Genomic DNA, 19,590 nt, shown 5'->3' on the forward strand with positions numbered 1-19,590 from the left:
TGTAAATATCGGTTAACGGCCTTGTATTGGGTAAACTTTCCATCAACAATTAATTAACCAACAAAACAAATGTATGAAAAAAAGTACAGTGGACAATTGGCTTCCGCCCAGCCGGAGGTTATATAAACTGTTAATTTTTATGAAGCTTTCTATGCTGCTTGTCACCCTTGCCTGTTTACACGTAAGCGCAAAGGTACATTCTCAATCCACCATCACAGTAAAGCTCTCGCAGGTGCAATTGGATAAGGCCCTCTCCCTGCTGGAGAAAAACAGCCATTACAGGTTTGTTTATAATGATGATAATCTACCGTTGAACCATAAAATATCTATCGATGCAAAGGATTGGACGATCGACAAAGTACTGAATGAAATACTGGACAACACTTCCCTTCACTTCCGGAAGATGTCTGATAAGCTGATTGTGATAGCCCCTGCGGCGGTAGTCAGCAAAGACAACCTGGTGAAAGGACGTGTGGTAAGTCCTTCGGGCGAACTCTTGCCTGGTGTAAGCGTGCGCCTGAAAAATACTACCATCGGCACCGTCACCAACGAAAAAGGCGACTTTGAATTAAAGGTACCCGAAAATGCCATCCTGGTGCTGACCTATGTGGGATATGACCAGCAGGAAATATCGCTCAACGGCCGGGAAACCCTGACCATTACCCTGGAGCCCTCCAAAAACTCCATGGAAGAAGTAATCGTGGTAGGATATGGTACCCAGAAGAAAATTAACGTAACAGGCGCCGTGGACCAGATTGCCGGTAAACAGCTGGCTGCCCGTCCTATTGCCAACGTAATGCAGGGATTGCAAGGCCTCAGCCCCGGACTGAACATCAGTTATCCCGGTGGTAAACCCGGACAAACACCCAACATTAATATCCGTGGTATTGCCAGTATTAATGGCACGGGGGGTATGGTATCCCCACTGATCATCATTGATGGTATTGCCTCCGTGACCGATGACCTGCTGCGTATCAACCCGGCGGATATTGCCTCTATTTCTGTACTCCGCGATGCGGCTTCCGCAGCCATTTATGGCGCCCGTGCAGCTTATGGCGTAATCCTGATCACCACCAAACAGGGAGCCAGCGGCGGCAAACAAACCGTGAACTACAGCAATTACTTCGCCATGTCGCGTCGCACGGTGATGCCGGATGCAGTTACAGATCCATATATCTACTCAAGGGTACTGGAAACATCTACCGATAATACTCCCTGGGACTATGTGAATTATTCCGATGAATATTACAAATGGGCAAAGGAAAGATCCAATAATCCCTCCCTGCCCGATACCCGCCTGGATCCCAGCGACCCTACCAAATGGGCTTACATGGGTAGCAATAACTGGAACGATTACTTCTTCAGTAAAAACAATTTCTCCCAGTACCATGGTATTTCCCTGAACGGTAGCGCAGAAACTGCGAAGAAACTTCCGATCAGTTACCTCCTTTCTGCCGATTATACCAAAGAAAACGGATTGAATAAACTGGCGAAAGACGACTGGGACAGATACGGTTTGCGCGGTAAAATCAACCTGAAGCCCATCAGCTGGTTACAGGTAGATAACAACCTGAATATCTATCAGACCAAGGCAGATGCGCCTTCCAACAATATTACCGATGTATATTATCTGCAACCGACACAGGTGGCCGTGAATCCAGACGGTACCTGGGCTAATACTGCCGCAGGTAAACTGGCGGCCAGGCTGGTAGATGGCGGACGCAATACCTCCACCCGCTTCGGATTTCAGAACATTATCCGTGGTGTGGCTTCTTTCCTGAACAACGACCTCCAGATTACCGGCGATGCCAGTATCAAAAGAGAGTTATGGAAATATCATATCGATCAGAAGAAGTACAACATTGGTTATGGCCCCAACGATATCCGCCAGGAAGGCGGCAATGGATCGGTGACAGAAAACAATGGTACCATCAGTCATGACGTGATCGACCTGTTCGCCAACTATCATAAAACGTTTAACAAAATACACAGCATCACGCTGTTGGGCGGTTATAATCAGGAGAGCTATGAATGGCAGCTGATCAATGCTTCCAAGCAAAACCTGATCTCTTCTTCCCTCCCCTACATTGCGCTCACCAGTGGTGACCCAACAGTAGGTACTGATTATTACTCCTATGCTATCCGGAGTTTTTTCGGAAGAATTAATTATACGTTCAAAGACCGCTATATCATCGAAGCGAATGGCCGTTACGACGGATCTTCCAGGTTCCCTTCCAGCAACCGCTGGGGCTTGTTCCCTTCTGTGTCTGCCGCCTGGATCGCCAGCGAAGAAAGCTTTATGCGTGGGATATCTCCCGTATTATCCACCCTCAAGTTCAGGGGCTCCTATGGCAGCCTGGGTAACCAGAGTGTGTCTTACTTCGGGTACCTGCAAACCCTGCGTACTGCGAAATCAAATTACATGATAGATGGTAATATTAACCAGACCGTCATCAACGGTGCACCGTTACTGAGCGTGGATCCAAACAACTATACCTGGGAAAAAGTAACTACCAGCAATTTCGGAACGGATATGGGCTTTGTACAAAATAAATTCCAGGTCAGCTTCGATTACTTTGTGCGTAATACCAAAGGCATGCTCGCGCCCGGACAGGAATTACCCGGCGTACTGGGCACTACCGCTCCCAATCAGAACGTAGCAGACCTCTCTACCCGCGGATGGGAACTCAGTATGGCTTACCGCAACGATTTCAATGTAGGCGCCAAACCACTGAACGTTGGATTTAAACTGATCCTTTCTGACGATAAAACAAGCATTACCCGTTACCAGAATGATCAGCAGTTATTTGGTTCCAAATACTGGACAGGACAAAACTTCGGTGAAATCTGGGGACTTACGAATGATGGCTATTTCAAAAATAAAGATGAGATCAACAAACTCGATCAATCTGCCATCGTTCCCTGGGGTGCGCTGGAAATCGTAGAAGGATGGCCTAAATACAAAGACCTGGATGGCAACGGAAAAATAGAACAGGGTATCTCTGCAAAAGATCCGAAAGACCTGAAAGTAATCGGCAATACCAGTCCACGTTACCGCTTTGGCTTTAATATGGACATGAACTGGAACGGCATTGACCTGTCCGTTTTCCTGCAAGGTATCGGCAAGATGGATTATTATCCGCACCACTACCTGTTCTGGGGCCCTTATCAGCAGCCATATGCAGCCATTTACCCCTGGAACCTGGATTACTACCGCGCTACCGCCGATAACGAAGCCACGCGTGCACAGCATAGCGACTCGTATATCAAAGCCGGACTGGCAGATAAAAACACCAATTCCTATTACCCGGTACTGCAATCATGGATGGCAGATAACAACGCCAAAAAAGGACTCGATATTCCGCAATCCAAATACCTGCTGAGTGCGGCGTACCTCCGTATCAAGAATATCACGGTAGGTTATACTTTGCCGCAATCGCTCACCAGGCGTTATCACATCAATCGCTTGCGCTTCTATGTGACCGGTGAAAATATTTTTGAGTTCTCTGCCATTAAGAAATATCTCGATCCGGAATCCATCATCGATGGCTTTGGATGGGCTTATCCTTACCAGCGCAAATATGCAGTAGGACTGAATCTTGACCTGTAACACCGGACCGCTAAACATTGCAACATGAAAAAATTTACCAGTTATATAATTATCGGGGTACTGGTGATCAGTGCTTCCTGTAAAAAAAATTTCCTGGACCGTTATCCGCAGGATGCTATTTCACCTGAATTGTTTTTTAAATCGGAAGAAGACCTGGCAGTGTATGTAAACGGGCTGCTGTCATTGACCGATGTCGGAGAATATCTCGGTGACCAGCAAAGCGACAACGTAGCCACTACAGCCGCCGTAGAAATAAAGAATATCATGATCGGTAATCCGAGTTCCCAGACCCTTACCGGTGGCTGGGACTGGGGCCGCCTGCGCGATATCAATTACCTGCTGGACAACTATAACAAAGCCAATGTTACCCAGGAGATAAAAGATCATTATGCCGGCCTGGCCAGGTATTACCGCGCCAAATTCTACTTTGATAAAATTATCCGTTACTCCGATGTACCCTGGTATAGCAGGGCATTGAAACCAGGTGACGCCGATTTATTCAAAGGTCGTGATTCCAGAGTGATGGTAGTAGACAGCATGATGGCCGACCTGAGTTTTGCTTCCACGCATATCCGGGAAAAAGTACCCACCGGTACACCCGGACTGTGGGCTGCAAAACTGCTGTACGCACGTATCGCCCTTTTTGAAGGTACTTTCCGCAAATATCACCCGGAACTGAAGCTGGAAGGAACCGCCAATCGCTTTCTCGACAGCGCCCGGATCCAGGCAGCAGACATCATGCAATCCGGCAAGTTCTCCATCTATAACACCGGCAAACCTGATCAGGATTACGCCACGCTGTTTGCCAGCCTCGACCTGCTCCAGAATAAAGAAGTGATCCTGGCCGATCCGTATGATATGGTGAAAGGCAGCAACAGCAATATCAACGGCAACGTGTTCGGCGACTATGAGCAATCACCTTCCCGCGACCTGGTACAGACTTACCTGATGAAAGACGGAACGCGTTTCACCAGCATAGCCGGATATGATAAACTGCCGTTTGTGGCAGAATTCCAGAACAGGGACCCACGTATGCGGCAAACGCTGGCCGGTCCTGGTTTTATCCGTGCCGGGGAAACACGGCCCTATATTCAGCGCCTTAATAAAAACTTCACAGGCTATCATCAGCTGAAAGGATATTACAATACCACCGACAACAATATCGCCGGCAGCATGGACTTCCCGGTTTACCGCTACGCAGAAGCGCTGCTGACTTATGCCGAAGCCAAAGCAGAACTGAACAGTCTTACGCAGACAGATCTGGATCAGTCCGTGAACCTGCTGCGCACCCGCGCCGGTATGCCCGCCCTCAACCTCGCGGTAAGCAATGCAGATCCCGATCCGTTATTGGCGGCCGCGTTCAAAGACGTAACCGGTGGTATGAAAGGTGTGTTACTGGAAATACGCCGGGAAAGAAGAATTGAATTTGCCCTGGAAGGCTACCGGTTTAATGACCTGATGAGATGGCATGCCGGTAAATTACTGGAGAAAATCCCCGAAGGCATGTACTTCCCCGGCCTTGGTAAATATGACCTTACCGGTGATGGTATAGAAGATATTATCCTCATCGATAAAGGCAGCGATATTCCTGCGGAAGATAAAAAAGAGAAAAACTCGCTCGGCATCACCCTGGTGTATTACAAAGCAGGTAGTATAGGCGAAAGCGTTACGGTATACCTCAAAAACGGCAACGCAGGTGGTACACTGGTAACAGAAACGAATGTACGTAAGTTTACCGAACCGAAGTACTACTATCGCCCGGTGCCTTATACACAGGTGGCATTAAATCCTGCGCTGACGCAGATTTTCGACTGGAAATAAAATTTTTATGAACAGAAGAGATATCCTCAAACATACAGGCCTGATGGCTGCCGGCACCCTACTGGGACCGGCAGCCGTAAAGGCTGCAACAGACAAAAAGCGCAGCCCGGTACTAACAATTGCACATATAACAGATGTGCATATACGCGAAGATCTGGATGCACCTGCACGGTTTCAAAAGTGCCTGGAAGAAATCAAAAACCGGAAGGTGGACTTTTTCCTTAACGGCGGCGACTCCATCTTTGATGCGTCGTATGATACGGTGAAAAGAGAGCGGGTAACGCAGCTCTGGCAGATCTGGGACGAATGTATCAGCACGTTGAAATCGTATGATATTTACAGCTGTATCGGCAATCATGATACCTGGTGGCAGGCACCCGCCAAGGATGATGCGATGTATGGCAAAGACTATGTAGTAAAGCGGCTGAAAATACCGCATCGCTATTACAGCTTTACCCGTAAAGGCTGGCATTTTATTATACTGGACGGTAATAACGAAGGCGTAAAACTGGATGAAGAACAGTATCAATGGCTGGAGCAGGACCTGAAAGCCTTACCTGCAGGTACCCCTACCCTGCTGATGTCACATTATCCTATTCTCGGCATCACGCCCATATTGGTAGGTGGCGGCCACTCTGATCATCAACGTTTGAAATCGTTGTTCTTTCAGTACCGTGATAAAGTAAAGATCTGTCTGAGCGGACATAATCATCTCTCCGACAATGCAGTATACAATGGTGTGCGGTATTGCTGCAATGGCGCCATGAGCGGTTATTGGTGGGGAGCCGGTGATAAAGAATCTGCCGGAGAAGGTTATTACCTGGAAACACCGGCTGGATATGCGATACTGAAATTATATGCAGATGGCACGGTGGAAAATGAGTATATCGCTCATAGTTGAATAACATAAATGCGGTAACATTAAAAGAGGTCAGTCTACAGGCTGACCTCTTTTTTATGGAAAACGTGCCAGTTCACCTGCGTCAAATACCCACTCCGGCGTTAATAGTTTTCCTGTAAAAGCAGCCGGATACCAGGGCGTTGACGATGCCGGATTTTTCAGCACGTGAATATTCTGTGCGGGCATATAGCTTTGTGCCAGCAGAAAAACCCGTTCTCCTGCGTTATTTTCCGCCACATCCATGACGATAACGGCGTGGCCCGGAGCACCTCCCCTGATAAATACATCGCCGGGCAGTATTTTACGTGTATCCTTTACCGGTACCAACTCCTTACTGAGAGATAAAGTACCAGCCCATACAAACACCGTTTCCAGGTACCGGTGGAAACTCTCTTCCCCGCTGGATGCAGCCGCCTGTCTTATTTTCACAAGCCGGTTTTTTCTTAATACAAAGCGATCACCTTTCATCCAGCTGGCATAGTCCATGAGTGTTCCATCGGTGGCATGAAAGGCTATTTTTGAGAATTGTTTGCTGGCGTACAGGTATTCAGCATAAAGGCGCATCACTGCATCTGCGCACTGTTGCAGGTCTTTATTGCCGATGGAAATATCCAGTACCGCGTATTGGGCCTGTTGATTATTTTTCAACTGACCGTTATAGAGATATACCTTGTTATCTGTTTTCAGGTGAATAGTGCGCAGCCAGGCGCCAAAGCTGCCGGCTTCCTGCGGCAGGCGTTTAAATCCGGCGGGTAGCGGAAGTTCGGCAATACTTTCTTGGGCAGTTACGGGAGCGGGTATACGTACTTCCGGCGCTGTGGCGGGTGACAGGACTGTTCCGCTTCCTGCGGTGTACCACAAGGCCGGCAGCATGGCTTCCACTAATGTCAGTGACCTTGGTTTTTCAGCGATTTCCCAGCCCTCCAACTGTGAGGCATATACGAAAGCGGTGGCTCCTGTCAGCATTCCCATCAATAAAACATTCCGGATTGTTATCATGAAGATGCATTTTTCAAAAGATGCAAGCTCGGATATTTTCCATAAAAATTTACTGGTCACATGGAGGCAGTGGGTTTACCGGATCCTGTCGCGCTCCACTTTTTCCTGTGCCTTTCTGATGGCGGGTGCAAGTATACGCTGAATAGTGGCCGATTTCAGCTCTTTCCCAATAAATACCAGTGTAGATGCCGGCTGCTGCCCGCCCCAGCTGCCTGCAGGCTGGATATGCAGGTATTTGCCGGTCGACTGCACCAGCATCTTTTCTTCTGTATCCTTTACACGGATATAGCCTTTAATGCGGTACAGCTGATCCGGATACGCATTGAAATGAAAATCCAGAACAAATACCAGCATATTGAGATTGAAAGCATCCGGTGATTCAAACAGCACGGTGTTTACCTTATGCGGATGTTTTACGGGAGAAGCTGTGGATACGGGCACCAGCGGCTTCTCTGAAAACTGCAGGGTATGCAGCGGCACGTGGCCATCTTCCGTGGTGGTGATGAAAGCCAGTGGGTTCATTTGTTCCAGTTGTTGGGATAAATAAACCAGTTCAGGTAGGGTGAGGTGCTTTATTTTATTGATGATGATGATATCCGCACAGGAAAGCTGTTTTCCGGTTTCCGGTAGTTGTTGCAGCCGTTCGAAAATATTCTCCGCATCTGCCACGCAAAGAGTACTTACCAGCTGATAATGCCGTTGCACTTCCGGCATGTGAAACATCCCGATGATATTGCCTACATCGGCGATACCGGTGGTTTCTATAAATACCTGGTCCGGGCGATCAGTGTTTTGCAGGATGTTACCCAATACTTCGAGCAGGTCGTTATCCAGTGAGCAGCAAATGCAGCCGCTGGTGAGTTCGTATAACTGGTCAATTTTCTCCGTAATCAGGCCGGCGTCGATATTTACTTTACCAAATTCATTTTCTATCACGATATTTTTATGACCTGGAAACTGTGACAGCAGGCTATTTAGAATGGTGGTTTTACCCGCACCCAGGAAGCCGGTTAAAATGTAGACTTTTATCGGTTCAGCGATCTCCATACTTTCTCTTATAAAAATTTAAAAAATAAATACCCAGGGCAATCAGCGGCAGGCTGAGCAACTGCCCCATATTCAGCAAATGTCCTTTTTCGAAGGCTACCTGGTTTTCCTTCACGAATTCAATCCCAAAGCGGGCGCTGAACACGCCGATCAACAGCCAGCCGAATAGTTTGCCGGGAGCAGGTTGCCGGCGATACCGGCGCATCAACAACCCAAAGATGATCAGGTAGGCCAGTGCTTCGTATAGTTGTGCGGGATGCCGGGGAATATTATCTACCCGGGTAAAAATCACCGCCCAGGGAAGACCAGAAGGCGTACCGATGATTTCTGAATTAAAGAAATTTCCGGTGCGGATAAAAGCGCCGGCCAAGGGCACTACCAGGGCAAGTCGGTCCAGCAGCCAGATCAGGGGCACCCGCTGCCGGTAACTGAACAGCGTAGCAGCCGTGACAATACCGATGGCCGCGCCATGACTGGCCAGTCCCTGGTAACCCGTGAAAACGAACTGCCCATCGGTAAAAGTGAACGGTAATACTATCTCCCAGAGATGTTCCCTGTACCAGGCCCAGTCATAAAAAAAACAATGCCCCAGGCGGGCGCCTATCAGCGTGCCGGCTACGATATAGATCAGCAGGCGATCCAGCGTTTCGCGAGACCAGTGTTCCCGCCGGAACACCCACAACAATACCATGTACGAGGCCATAAAGGCCAGCAGGAAGCCGATACTGTAGTAGCGCAGACCGAAGCCGCCCAAACGGAATATTTCAGGGGCTATACCCCAATGCAGGAAAAGGATCATGTTGGCGTGTTCATCAGCTGCAAACATAACGAAAATAATAATCTGCAACAAAGTTGCATTTATAAACACCGGACTCCTCAAATACCAATCTGAATTTCTACCTTTGCCGACATGTCGCTATTTATTACATCATTGAATTCGGGGAGCAACGGGAACTGTTATTATATCGGGAATGACAGCGAAGCGGTGTTGGTGGATGCAGGGATTTCCTGCCGGGAAACGGAGAAGCGGATGACCCGTCTTGGACTTTCCATGACCAAAGTAAAAGCGATTTTCATTTCACATGAACATATTGATCATATCCGGGGTGTAACCGTGCTGGCTAAAAAGTACCGGTTGCCGGTGTATATTACCCAGGCCACGATGGTGCATGGCGGTCTTACCCTGGAGCAGCAGCTGGTCATGTCTTTTACCCCTTATGAGCCGGTACAGATAGGTACCTTATCGGTGACGGCCTTTCCCAAACATCATGATGCCTCTGAGCCACATAGTTTTATTGTGGCTGGCAATGCTGTTACGATCGGGATATTTACAGATATAGGAGCGCCCTGCGAGCATGTGATCCGTCATTTCCAGCAATGTCATGCTGCTTTCCTGGAAGCAAACTATGACGAAGAAATGCTGGATAAAGGCCGGTACCCTTACTATCTGAAAAAACGTATCCGTGGCGGGAAAGGGCATTTATCCAATAAACAGGCCCTGGAAATATTTACCACTCACCGGCCTCCGTTTATGAGTCATCTCCTGTTAGCGCACCTTTCCCGTGATAATAACAGTCCGGCACTGGTACAAGAGCTGTTCGACCAGCATGCCAACGGCACTGAGATCGTAGTGGCTTCGCGTTTTGAGGAAACCGCAGTCTACCGCATTATTGCACAGCAGATCTGCGAAGTTCTGCCACAGAATGATTAACCCCTTCTACACCGGATTCCCCTTTCCGTTTTCCTGATTATTACGCGAAGTGCCGCCCCTGCTGCATTTCGAAGTGCTGGCATGTTTTATGGCTGATACCAGGTACACTTAAAAAAATTACCATGGAAACGATAAATGCAACTGCCACTAATGAGGTATTAAATGATCTGATCGCTATCAACAACGATCGTATCGTAGGTTATGAAAAAGCACTCAAAGAATTGACTGCTGAAAATGCTGACCTGAAACCCATTTTTTCCGAAATGATTGCAGAAAGCCATCAGTTGAGGAATGCGCTGGGAAGCGAAGTACAGGCTAACGGAGGCACCATGGAAGCAGGTACGACTGCCAGTGGTAAAATATACCGCGCCTGGATGGATGTAAAAGCAGTATTCACCGGTCACGACCGCCATACCATTTTATCCAACTGCGAAGCAGGAGAAGATGCTGCACAAAGAGCCTATAAAGATGCGATCGATCATGAGCATCTGCCAGCATTTATCAAAGAACTGCTGACGCTCCAGAAAGCAGAACTGCGGGCCTCACATGACAAAATAAAAGGCTTACGCGACCAGGCTAAGTAAACAACCAGCATATCATCAACCTTGCAGCAGGCGTCATCGTATGTCTGCTGCATTTTTATTTTATTTGGACGAATGCCTATCTTACAGGCAAATAGTTGCCCATATGAATCAAACTTTGCCCGCCTGGTATGATCGTCTCATGAAAAAATACCCGGTGGTGACAACCGCTGAATGGCTGCTGCTGGACAGCATTGCCACTGTAAAACATATCAAAAAAGGCGATTCATTTTTACGCTACGGAAAAGTAGCCCGTTATTCTGCCTTTGTGATATCCGGCCTGTTTAAATTCACCATTGTGGATGAGGAAGGAAATGAAAAAATAGTCAAGTTTGGCTTTGCAGATGATTTCCTGGCCAACTGTGAAAGTTATAATAAAAGAGCACCTTCCGCCATCAGCATTGTGGCCATGGAAGACGCAGTGGTACTGAGAATCAATATCAAGAAACTACAGCCATTGTACGACCTGCACATGAACCTCCTGCATGTAAACCTGCAATTGTACCAGGAGTTGATGGAGCAGCAATCGGAACACCAGTATATCCTTTCTTTAAAAACACCCTTGCAGCGATATAAGTTCCTGCTGGAGCGCCGGCCTGCGATTATACAAAAAATATCACTGACAAATATTGCGCGTTACCTGTATACCAGCCGGGAAGCCCTGAGCAGAGCGCGTTTGTTCCTCCTGGATCGTACCCGCAACTTTTGTGACTGAGATCACAGTCATTGAGCCTACCTCCTGCTAGCTTTGTATCAAAAAAGCAATGAAACAAAGCATGATCCTACTGCATGGACTTTTCGGCGGATTAAGCAACTGGGAAGGGGTAGTCAGTCATTTTCAGGCGCGTTACAATATACATATTCCTGCACTTCCTATTTACGAGGCACCTGCCGGCGATCAGCTGGATTTCCTCGTTACTTTTCTCGAAAATTATATCCGGGAGATGGAGTTGCAACAAGTCATCCTGGTAGGCAATTCACTGGGCGGACATGTAGCCATTCTATATACCCACCGTTATCCGGAGCGGGTATCTCAATTAATCCTGACCGGGAGTTCCGGCTTATACGAAAATACCAGTATGGGCAGTTATCCCAAACGGGGTAATTATGCGTATATCCGGGAAAGAGTGGCGTATACTTTTTATGATCCTGCGGTGGCCACTGATGCGTTGGTAGATGAGGTATTCAGTACTACCACCAATGCCCGCAAATGCTTCAGCATTGTACGTATGGCAAAGTCGGCACAACGCAATTATGTAGCGGATCTGCTGCCTCATATTCCTACGCCCGTATTACTGATCTGGGGGAAAGATGATAAAATAACTCCGCCGGAAGTAGCCGAAGAATTCAGGCGCTACCTGCCGCAGGCCACGCTGGTAATGCTGGCAGCCTGTGGTCATGCTCCTATGATGGAGCGACCGGCGGAGTTTAATAAAGTGTTGGAAGCGTTCCTGGAAGCGGTTTAACTTTTACGCAGCAATACTTTGCGGTAGCCGAACCAGCCCAGTGCAGCGGCTAAGAGGAAAGGCCACAGCTGAATAAAGAAGAGCAGGATATTACGGAAAACATCGGCGCCGGTGCGCAGGGCAACGAGCAATTCCGTACCAAAACCTGCGCGGGTGAGGCGTTCCGGGTTGACTACAATTTGTTCATCGGTGATCCGTGGCTGGAACAACTGGACGGTGAAAGTAGAATAGTTCACATCATCATTGATCTGGAGATTATCCATCTGCCGGTCGATGATCTGCTCTGCTTTCTGGTCTTTGTACTGCACCACATCGAGGGTAGTTCCTTTCTTTGCGGGGGCTACTTTTGCGAGTTGTGCTTCCTGTTGTTCGTGTTGTTCTTTCTTCAATGCATTAGCCAGGTATTTCAGGGTCATGTCCTGGTCTTTAACTACGCGGTGATCAATATACGCAGCATTGATGGTGAGTGCATTCACTACAGAGTCGAGGTGTTCTACAGGTACTTTCAGCGTAATGTTTGCAATAGGCGTGTACAACTGCACCTGCTTTACTGAGTCGGCTGTGTAAGGCAGATTGAATTGTTGAACTGATTCGTTTTGCAGGTTACTTTCTACTACGATTCCGCCGAGGCGTGTTACGAGTTGCTCCATGCTGGAAGTGGCTGCAAACACGTTGTTGACGCGGCACCGGACGTCGGCAGATTTTACTCTTTTGCGGGAAGCAGAATTGATTTGGGTAATGTCGTTGGATAAAGAGGTGGAATCAGCAGTAGCTGCATAGTCTCTCATCTCTTTACTGACATTTGACTGGCAGGCACACAGCGCCAGCAGGGGAATCCCCAGGTAATGGAATGAAAAGCGCATAACAGAAGAATTTAACCTTTATACGCCGGTCACCGAAAAGGTAACCTTTCTAAAATGTTAAAATGATGACACCTGCTCAGATATAGCGTTGCAGGTAAATCGGTTTTAAGAAGTAGTAGTTATTCAGGGGTTTGTTGTCGAAGAGATCACCATCATCAAAATAGAATCCATTGGTAAATTCCGTTTTTGAGTTGAGTTGTATTTTACCGGTGCTATGTTCTACTATAAAATATACGGGGATGATGATATAATACTTACCGCTTTTGCCAGTGAATTTATTCCATCGTATGTCCAGTTCCTGTAAGCGGAACAGTCTTGGTTTAAGATTTCCGGCAACATTGGTGGAACAATCCAGCTTTATAATTTCTCCTTTATCAATTTCTGCTTTGAGGGAAAAAGCAAGGCTGGTGGCTCCCCCTTTCAGGGGAATAAGGGCGGTATCCATAAACCTGCTTATCTGCTGATAACTATCATTGAAAGCGGGGGTTTGCTGGGCCTTGGAGCTAACACCTGAAATAAGAATGCCTATGCTGAGGAAAATGATATAGAAACAGTTAAATCTCATGATATCAGTTTTTCATCTGTAATAACGTTAACGCCTATCCTGTTTTTGGGCATAGTTAAGTTACGATTTCTTCCGGCTAAAAAGATCGCAGGCGGGGAAAAAATTCATTTTTATTGAATCGTATGGGGTTGTATATAGCAGGTAAATAATATTTAAGCATTGTCTTTCTCAGCAGATACTGAGAAAGACAATCGCACGTTTATATTTTTACGGGGATGGGTACTGCTTTCAATTTCTTTCGGTGCAGGTAGTGTGCAATGGCTATTTCGGCCAGTGGTATTGCAAGGATGAGCAGGAAGGTAATGAGTACGCCTTTTTGCAGGCCTTTCAGGAACAGATCTACCTGGATGACTGCTATATTCAAAAACAGGCCGCCCTGGATAATGGAAATAAGTTTTGTTTCCATCAGGGCTTCGCTTGTGCCCTCTCCGAGTTTTAGTTTATCCGAAAGAAAGGCAGCGATGTATTTCTTCATCAAAGCGGCAATGCCGGCTCCTTTGGTTGTGCGCAGCATGAATGCGGCGAGTTGGCCTCTTGCACCCGATTGGGACGCATGTTGTTCCAGCGTACTGCCGTAAACGTTATATACCAATGCGCCTACGGTATCAACCACCTGGTTGGTGGTCATCTTTGTAAGTGCAGAAGGCCGGCCATCGGGATCACGGAAGAGGGACTGTACTGCAGCAGAAGCCTGCTGGTCAAATACGGAGGGTATATGTTTCGCATATACTTCCTGGTGTGCTTTGATATCCTTCCGGAGACTGTTAAAAAATCCCCATTTAAAGGCAAAAAATCCGGCGAGCAGTGGCAACAGTACAAAATAGGTGTAAGCTACAAAGCGGAGGATCTTACTGGAGCGGGGTACCAGGATGAATTTGCGGAGTACGATGACCAGGATTACTGCGACGATAAAAGCGATCAGGCCACTTAAGAATGCGCCCCACATAAATTTAGCGGGGTTCGTAAATTCTCCGACGAGATTAAAGTAGTTAACAACGGATTTCATGGGCGGTTAATTATTTTTCAGGCCGCAATATAATAAAAAGGCCGGGATGGGCTTTAAAATGTGATACTTGATCAGATGAAAAGGGCTGAACCGATATTTTCAGCAACTGGTATGGAACAACATCTCCTCTCCCCTTTTTTGTAATAATTTGGAGAAATTAAAAAAAGGATTACTTTTACATACCAAATGGTCGGTTTTTATGAATGATTCCAGAGAGTTAATATTGAATACTTCTCTGAAACTCTTTTTGCAGAAGAGTTTTAAAGAAGTAACCATGAAAGAGATTGTTGCCGGAACAGGGATGTCTAAAGGGGCGTTCTACCATTATTTCAGTAGCAAGGAGCAGGTATTTGAAGAAGTGATCCGTTTTTTTTACGGCGGTATTATGGCGGTGGATTATAGTTCTTTCCCGAAAGACTCCCTGCGTGACTTCTATCATGCTTACCTGCATCATATGGACAAGCAGATGAGAGAGGAGAAATTTCTCACCGATAAGAACGGCAACAGCGAATTCAATATGAATTACTACCTGCTTATTTTCGATGCCATCAATATATTCCCCGGCTTCCGCGCAGAGCACCTGGAACGGCAGAAAGCCGAGTTACGTGCCTGGACGGAAATGGTGAAGATTGCCAAAAAGAAACAGGAAATCACCTCGACACTGAGCGACAACATTATTGCCCGGTTGTTTATCTATTCAGGCGATGGTATCGGGATCAATTACATTGTTTCCGATTCAGTGGAGAAGATAAGAAAAGAACTGCTGGCACTCTGGGATGCGTTGTATCTGACGTTGAAAGGTTGATGATATCTGGGAGAAATGAATAACAAGCGTGTTTTAAGGACACGCTATTTTTTCTACTTAAAACATACCGACTGGTCGGATTTAAATAAATAGCAAAGATTTTAAACAAGCCATCATACTTCCCTTTTTTTTAACTAGAAAACAAACCGGTCGTTCGGTTTTAAATGTCAACATGTAAATTAATTTTATGAAAAAGAAGTCCATCAAATTGCTCCTTATTTTGCTGGTAGTGGTAATCGCTGCGGGCAGTGGTCTTTACTTCTGGTGGAAAGCCGGCGCCTATACCTCTACCGATAATGCGCAGCTCGACGGCGATATTGTTACCATCCGCTCCAGCGTGGCCGCCTACATCGATGCCGTGCATTTCTCCGATAATCAGCCGGTGAAGAAAGGTGATACGCTCGTGTTGCTGAACACCACCGCCCTGGAAGCCAAAGTGCAACAAGCCATGGCCTTGCTGGAAAATGCTTCGCAAAACCTCAGCGCCGCCGATCTGAAGGCACTGGCCAGCAGTCAACATGCCAGTGCATCCATGCAGAGCGTGGCCTCAGATAAACAAACCATTGCCGCTACCACTGCCAACCTCGCCAAAGCGCAGAAAGACCTGGATCGTACCACAGCTCTGCTGCAGATCAGAGCTACTACCCAGGAACAGTATGAAGCCGCCAAAACCACCCTGCTGCTCGCAAAAGCTGACTATGAAAAAGCAGTGAACCGCGAACAGAGTACCCGCACCACTTCCCAGGAACTGGAAACGCAGGCCAAAGCAGAACACCAGCAGATCTCTGCTACACAGGCACTCGTAAAACAACGACAGGCGGAACTGAAGCTGGCACAGGATGAATTGAGCCATGCGTATGTGACGGCGCCCTTCGACGGCTTTGTCACCAAAAGAGTGATCAAAGAAGGGCAATACATCAGCGCCGGACAAACCCTATGCGCTATTATTGACACCCGTCATCTCTGGGTCACTGCGAATGTCAAAGAAACGGAGCTTCGTAAAATAAAAACCGGTCAGCCGGTGCAAATCACGCTGGATGCATATCCTGAAACACCATTTTCTGGCCATGTAGCCTCCTTTACCGGCGCCACCGGTGCGAAATTTTCGTTGCTGCCACCTGATAATGCCACCGGTAATTTTATTAAGATCACGCAACGTTTTCCCATCCGCATCACGCTTGATCCCAGCGATAAAGGAAACAGCCTGTTTCCTGGCCTGAGTGCATTTGTGAAGATTAATATCCAATAACATGACACCAGCATCTTCTGCTCCGGCCACCTACCCTACCGGTGTTGCCCGGGCGATATTACTGATCACCGCCGTTTCCTGCGCCATCCTGGAGCTGATCGATACTACCGTTGTGAATGTATCGCTCCGCGAAATCAGCGGCAATATCGGCGCCACAACAACGGAAATTGCCTGGGTGATCACTGCTTACAGCATTGCCAACGTAATAGTGATTCCATTGTCCGGGATGCTGTCGAACCTCTTTGGAAGGAAACTGTACTTCACCAGTTCTGTTGCCATCTTTACCTTTTCTTCCCTGATGTGCGGTTTTTCCGGTAACCTGTGGATGCTTGTGTTCTGGCGTTTTGTGCAGGGCATTGGCGGCGGAGGGTTGTTGTCTACCTCACAGAGCATTATCATGGATGCGTTTCCACCAGAGGAGAGGGCTACCGGCCTGATGGTATTTGGATTGGGTGTAATCCTGGGACCGGCCTTTGGTCCGGTACTAGGCGGATACATTACAGACCATCTTTCCTGGCACTGGATCTTTTTTCTCAATGTACCCATCGGCGTGATCGCAGCTTTTCTCTCCTGGAAATTTGTATCCGACCTGGCTGGCGTAGAAAAGCCAAGGATAGATGTATGGGGAATTGTATTCCTCGCAGTAGGGATCGGCTCTTTGCAATATATACTGGAAGAAGGTACTACCGCCGACTGGTTTTCAAGTAATGATATTACTTTCTTTTTTATCCTGGCCATCATAGGACTGATCCTGTTTGTGATCCGGGAATTAAGCATCAGTTATCCGGCGGTGAACCTGCGGTTGTACGGCAACTTCAACCTAGCCATGGGTAGCCTGATGAACTTCATTGTAGGTATCATCATGACGGGGACCCTTTTTATTTTCCCCTTGTTTGTGCAGGTATCATTGGGGTGGACAGCCACTCAAACAGGCGCCTTCATGATTCCCGGGATGCTGATGACTGTGGTCGGGATGGTTATTGCCAAAAAATCAACCGAGAAAGGCGTACATCCGAAGATAATTATCCTTACAGGGCTGGGGCTTACTGTCCTGTATCTTGTGATGCTCTCCTTCTCCTCGCCTGAATCCAATAGTGGCGATTTCTTCTGGCCCTTTATGATACGCGGCGTGGGTGCGGTGATGATGGTGGTACCCGTACTGGGATTGGCGACTGCTGGTCTTACAGGTAAAAACCTGGCCCAGGCGGTAGGACTATCAAATATGCTCCGGCAGCTGGGTGGTGCATTTGGCGTGGCCTTGCTGAATATTTACCTCAGTCATGAAAATGCATATGTGCGTAACAATATGATACCTGCTATCAATCCCTATAACCCACTCAGCACGGATTATGTAAACGGGATCACACAAAGCATGGCAGCCAGCGGCTACGGACCGGATGAATCCGCGCAACTGGCTATGCAGCTGACTGATACCGCGCTTACCAGGCAACAGCTACTGGTAAGCTATAATCATGGTTTCATGATCGTAGGACTGATCATGCTACTTGCAGTACCCCTGATCCTGATGATCCGGTACAAGAAATCCTCCACCCCTGCATCGGTGGCAGATGCCCATTAATCAATGAAAAAATAAACTTCATGAAACGTCTTTTTATAATATTGCTTTGCAGTGTAGCTACGGGCGCAGGTGCGCAAAACACCGCACACCATGCACTGAGTCTGCAACAGGCCATTGACACCGGTTTGGCGAACCGGTATGATGTGCAGGCCAACAAATACAACATCTCCCTGGCAGATAACACCCTGAAAAAAAGCCGACAGGAGTGGTTGCCGGATATTCATGTGGATGGCAACATCCGCTACAATATGCAAATGCAGGCCACTTTTATTCCGCCGGGGTTCGGCGGACTGGATAAGCCTGAACTACTGGCATTGGGCGCCAAAAATGCTACCATACTGGGTATTGAATTGCAGCAACCGGTATTACAACCCATGCTCGCCACAGATATAAAGATTGCAAAGAACAGCCTGGAGTTGCAGCAGGAAAAAAACAGGGGCGACGAAATAAAGATCAAAGTACAGATTGCCACTGCTTACTACAATGTGTTGCTGAAAAACCTCCAACAGGCTATCGCCGGCCGCGATGAAACCCGCTTCCGGGAATACTATACCCTGGCCGAAGGAAAATACAAACAAGGCGCCCTCATTGAAACGGATTATCTGCGGGCGCAACTGGATTATGCCAATGCCCGGATCACCACTGCCAGCGCGCAACAGAATTACCAGCTTGCGATGAATGAGCTGAAATACCAGGTGAACATCCCGGTAACAGATACCATAACCCTCACGGATACACTCGGTACGGTGAATGCGGTCCGTTTACCCGCAGCAGATAGTTATCTTAACAGAACAGAGATCCGGCAGATAAAGCTGCTGCAACAGGACAACCAGTTACAACTACGCAAGGCACAGCAATATGCCATTCCTACGGTATCTGTAACGGGTAATTATTCCCGGCAATATCTCTATAATGATTTTAAATATACACAAGGGGAATGGTGGACGCCTTTTAGTTATGTGGGGCTGAAGTTGAGTGTTCCTATTTCGGGTAACATCAAAAATCGCCACCAGATCAGAAATTACGAGTTGAAAGCGTTACAAACCACAGCCGATCTGGAACAAAAAACGGCGGATGTTCAGTTTGAAATTCTACAGGCGGCTACAGAATTGAACAATGCGCTGTTGAACATGCAGACTACGCGGAAGAACTTTGATTTATCTGAAAAGATCTACCAGCAGCAGCAACTGGAATTTTCACTGGGCAGTTTTGCCTATAATAACCTGCTGGAAACGGAAAGGTCGATCAGCAATGTGGAGCAGCAATATATAAAAACACAGTATGACTACCTGCTGGCACAAATCAAATATAATAAAGCGACAGGCAGCTGGTAAAACAGCGGAAAGGCAGGCGGAGGTATCAATATGGCTGATATCTCCGCCTGCTT

General features: G+C 47.4%; 17 protein-coding genes. 11 read left to right on the forward strand and 6 right to left on the reverse strand.

All coding sequences use genetic code 11. The features are described from left to right. Nucleotides 1-139: 139 nt before the first annotated feature. Genes BMW79_RS24505 through BMW79_RS24515 form a run of 3 tightly spaced genes read left to right on the forward strand, consistent with a single transcriptional unit; the run spans nucleotide 140 to nucleotide 6,332 of the window. Complete coding sequence (locus BMW79_RS24505; RefSeq protein WP_177192316.1) at nucleotides 140-3,610, forward strand: SusC/RagA family TonB-linked outer membrane protein; 3,471 nt, start codon at nucleotides 140-142, stop codon at nucleotides 3,608-3,610. Between the two features lie 24 nt (nucleotides 3,611-3,634). Beyond that, nucleotides 3,635-5,431: a RagB/SusD family nutrient uptake outer membrane protein gene (locus tag BMW79_RS24510; RefSeq protein ID WP_089899181.1), complete on the forward strand. Its 1,797-nt coding sequence runs from the start codon at nucleotides 3,635-3,637 to the stop codon at nucleotides 5,429-5,431. A 7-nt stretch (nucleotides 5,432-5,438) separates the two neighbouring features. Further along, nucleotides 5,439-6,332, forward strand: coding sequence for a metallophosphoesterase family protein (locus BMW79_RS24515; RefSeq protein ID WP_089899183.1), 894 nt, complete (start codon nucleotides 5,439-5,441; stop codon nucleotides 6,330-6,332). A 54-nt stretch (nucleotides 6,333-6,386) separates the two neighbouring features. Here BMW79_RS24515 and BMW79_RS24520 read toward each other — a convergent pair whose 3' ends face one another. From BMW79_RS24520 to lgt, 3 genes are all read right to left on the reverse strand, one after another. Further along, nucleotides 6,387-7,331 carry a DUF4846 domain-containing protein gene (locus tag BMW79_RS24520; RefSeq protein WP_089899185.1) on the reverse strand — a complete coding sequence of 315 codons (945 nt, stop codon included), beginning with the start codon at nucleotides 7,329-7,331 and terminating at the stop codon, nucleotides 6,387-6,389. 75 nt (nucleotides 7,332-7,406) lie between these two features. Continuing rightward, entirely contained in the window at nucleotides 7,407-8,378 is a 972-nt protein-coding gene (locus BMW79_RS24525; protein WP_089899188.1) for a CobW family GTP-binding protein, read from the reverse strand. Continuing rightward, on the reverse strand, nucleotides 8,365-9,204 hold the full coding sequence (lgt, locus tag BMW79_RS24530; RefSeq protein WP_218150432.1) for a prolipoprotein diacylglyceryl transferase: 840 nt from the start codon (nucleotides 9,202-9,204) through the stop codon (nucleotides 8,365-8,367). The genes BMW79_RS24525 and lgt overlap by 14 nt, the downstream gene beginning before the upstream one ends. Nucleotides 9,205-9,288: 84 nt before the next feature. On the opposite strand from lgt, the gene BMW79_RS24535 reads away from it, so the two are divergent. The 4 genes from BMW79_RS24535 to BMW79_RS24550 all read left to right on the forward strand — a co-directional run bounded on the left by BMW79_RS24535 (nucleotide 9,289) and on the right by BMW79_RS24550 (nucleotide 12,136). Further along, on the forward strand, nucleotides 9,289-10,089 hold the full coding sequence (locus tag BMW79_RS24535; protein WP_089899192.1) for an MBL fold metallo-hydrolase: 801 nt from the start codon (nucleotides 9,289-9,291) through the stop codon (nucleotides 10,087-10,089). A 122-nt stretch (nucleotides 10,090-10,211) separates the two neighbouring features. Continuing rightward, nucleotides 10,212-10,673, forward strand: a complete 462-nt coding sequence (locus BMW79_RS24540; RefSeq protein ID WP_089899195.1) for a PA2169 family four-helix-bundle protein — start codon at nucleotides 10,212-10,214, stop codon at nucleotides 10,671-10,673. A 103-nt stretch (nucleotides 10,674-10,776) separates the two neighbouring features. After that, nucleotides 10,777-11,385 (forward strand): Crp/Fnr family transcriptional regulator, encoded by a 609-nt coding sequence (locus BMW79_RS24545; RefSeq protein ID WP_089899199.1) that lies wholly within the window; start codon nucleotides 10,777-10,779, stop codon nucleotides 11,383-11,385. A gap of 61 nt (nucleotides 11,386-11,446) precedes the next feature. Then, nucleotides 11,447-12,136, forward strand: coding sequence for an alpha/beta fold hydrolase (locus BMW79_RS24550; RefSeq protein ID WP_089904205.1), 690 nt, complete (start codon nucleotides 11,447-11,449; stop codon nucleotides 12,134-12,136). On the opposite strand, the gene BMW79_RS24555 is transcribed toward BMW79_RS24550, so the two are convergent. From BMW79_RS24555 to BMW79_RS24565, 3 genes are all read right to left on the reverse strand, one after another. Continuing rightward, complete coding sequence (locus tag BMW79_RS24555) at nucleotides 12,133-12,999, reverse strand: DUF4349 domain-containing protein (protein ID WP_089899203.1); 867 nt, start codon at nucleotides 12,997-12,999, stop codon at nucleotides 12,133-12,135. The two genes, BMW79_RS24550 and BMW79_RS24555, sit on opposite strands and share 4 nt — an antisense overlap. A gap of 76 nt (nucleotides 13,000-13,075) precedes the next feature. Beyond that, nucleotides 13,076-13,564: a hypothetical protein gene (locus BMW79_RS24560; RefSeq protein ID WP_089899206.1), complete on the reverse strand. Its 489-nt coding sequence runs from the start codon at nucleotides 13,562-13,564 to the stop codon at nucleotides 13,076-13,078. 199 nt (nucleotides 13,565-13,763) lie between these two features. Next, the gene (locus tag BMW79_RS24565) at nucleotides 13,764-14,570 is read right to left on the reverse strand and encodes a hypothetical protein (protein WP_089899209.1); all 807 of its coding nucleotides are present in this window, start codon (nucleotides 14,568-14,570) and stop codon (nucleotides 13,764-13,766) included. A 199-nt stretch (nucleotides 14,571-14,769) separates the two neighbouring features. On the opposite strand from BMW79_RS24565, the gene BMW79_RS24570 reads away from it, so the two are divergent. From BMW79_RS24570 to BMW79_RS24585, 4 genes are all read left to right on the forward strand, one after another. Beyond that, nucleotides 14,770-15,375 (forward strand): TetR/AcrR family transcriptional regulator, encoded by a 606-nt coding sequence (locus tag BMW79_RS24570; protein WP_089899213.1) that lies wholly within the window; start codon nucleotides 14,770-14,772, stop codon nucleotides 15,373-15,375. Nucleotides 15,376-15,562: 187 nt separating this feature from the next. After that, nucleotides 15,563-16,624, forward strand: a complete 1,062-nt coding sequence (locus BMW79_RS24575; RefSeq protein ID WP_089899215.1) for an HlyD family secretion protein — start codon at nucleotides 15,563-15,565, stop codon at nucleotides 16,622-16,624. A gap of 1 nt (nucleotide 16,625) precedes the next feature. Beyond that, entirely contained in the window at nucleotides 16,626-18,203 is a 1,578-nt protein-coding gene (locus BMW79_RS24580) for a DHA2 family efflux MFS transporter permease subunit (protein WP_089899219.1), read from the forward strand. Nucleotides 18,204-18,223: 20 nt separating this feature from the next. Then, nucleotides 18,224-19,537 carry a TolC family protein gene (locus BMW79_RS24585; protein WP_089899222.1) on the forward strand — a complete coding sequence of 438 codons (1,314 nt, stop codon included), beginning with the start codon at nucleotides 18,224-18,226 and terminating at the stop codon, nucleotides 19,535-19,537. Nucleotides 19,538-19,590 lie beyond the last annotated feature (53 nt).

Source organism: Chitinophaga arvensicola, assembly GCF_900110835.1.
GTDB lineage: Bacteria > Bacteroidota > Bacteroidia > Chitinophagales > Chitinophagaceae > Chitinophaga > Chitinophaga arvensicola.

What these genes read in the sequence shown, in the direction of transcription:
- BMW79_RS24525 (WP_089899188.1), bottom strand. Translation starts at nt 8,378, where the DNA reads ATGGAGATCGCTGAACCGATAAAAGTCTACATTTTAACCGGCTTCCTG.
- BMW79_RS24555 (WP_089899203.1), bottom strand. Translation starts at nt 12,999, where the DNA reads ATGCGCTTTTCATTCCATTACCTGGGGATTCCCCTGCTGGCGCTGTGT.
- BMW79_RS24575 (WP_089899215.1), top strand. Translation starts at nt 15,563, where the DNA reads ATGAAAAAGAAGTCCATCAAATTGCTCCTTATTTTGCTGGTAGTGGTA.
- BMW79_RS24565 (WP_089899209.1), bottom strand. Translation starts at nt 14,570, where the DNA reads ATGAAATCCGTTGTTAACTACTTTAATCTCGTCGGAGAATTTACGAAC.
- BMW79_RS24505 (WP_177192316.1), top strand. Translation starts at nt 140, where the DNA reads ATGAAGCTTTCTATGCTGCTTGTCACCCTTGCCTGTTTACACGTAAGC.
- lgt (WP_218150432.1), bottom strand. Translation starts at nt 9,204, where the DNA reads ATGTTTGCAGCTGATGAACACGCCAACATGATCCTTTTCCTGCATTGG.
- BMW79_RS24585 (WP_089899222.1), top strand. Translation starts at nt 18,224, where the DNA reads ATGAAACGTCTTTTTATAATATTGCTTTGCAGTGTAGCTACGGGCGCA.
- BMW79_RS24580 (WP_089899219.1), top strand. Translation starts at nt 16,626, where the DNA reads ATGACACCAGCATCTTCTGCTCCGGCCACCTACCCTACCGGTGTTGCC.
- BMW79_RS24540 (WP_089899195.1), top strand. Translation starts at nt 10,212, where the DNA reads ATGGAAACGATAAATGCAACTGCCACTAATGAGGTATTAAATGATCTG.
- BMW79_RS24520 (WP_089899185.1), bottom strand. Translation starts at nt 7,331, where the DNA reads ATGATAACAATCCGGAATGTTTTATTGATGGGAATGCTGACAGGAGCC.
- BMW79_RS24535 (WP_089899192.1), top strand. Translation starts at nt 9,289, where the DNA reads ATGTCGCTATTTATTACATCATTGAATTCGGGGAGCAACGGGAACTGT.
- BMW79_RS24510 (WP_089899181.1), top strand. Translation starts at nt 3,635, where the DNA reads ATGAAAAAATTTACCAGTTATATAATTATCGGGGTACTGGTGATCAGT.
- BMW79_RS24550 (WP_089904205.1), top strand. Translation starts at nt 11,447, where the DNA reads ATGATCCTACTGCATGGACTTTTCGGCGGATTAAGCAACTGGGAAGGG.
- BMW79_RS24560 (WP_089899206.1), bottom strand. Translation starts at nt 13,564, where the DNA reads ATGAGATTTAACTGTTTCTATATCATTTTCCTCAGCATAGGCATTCTT.
- BMW79_RS24545 (WP_089899199.1), top strand. Translation starts at nt 10,777, where the DNA reads ATGAATCAAACTTTGCCCGCCTGGTATGATCGTCTCATGAAAAAATAC.
- BMW79_RS24570 (WP_089899213.1), top strand. Translation starts at nt 14,770, where the DNA reads ATGAATGATTCCAGAGAGTTAATATTGAATACTTCTCTGAAACTCTTT.
- BMW79_RS24515 (WP_089899183.1), top strand. Translation starts at nt 5,439, where the DNA reads ATGAACAGAAGAGATATCCTCAAACATACAGGCCTGATGGCTGCCGGC.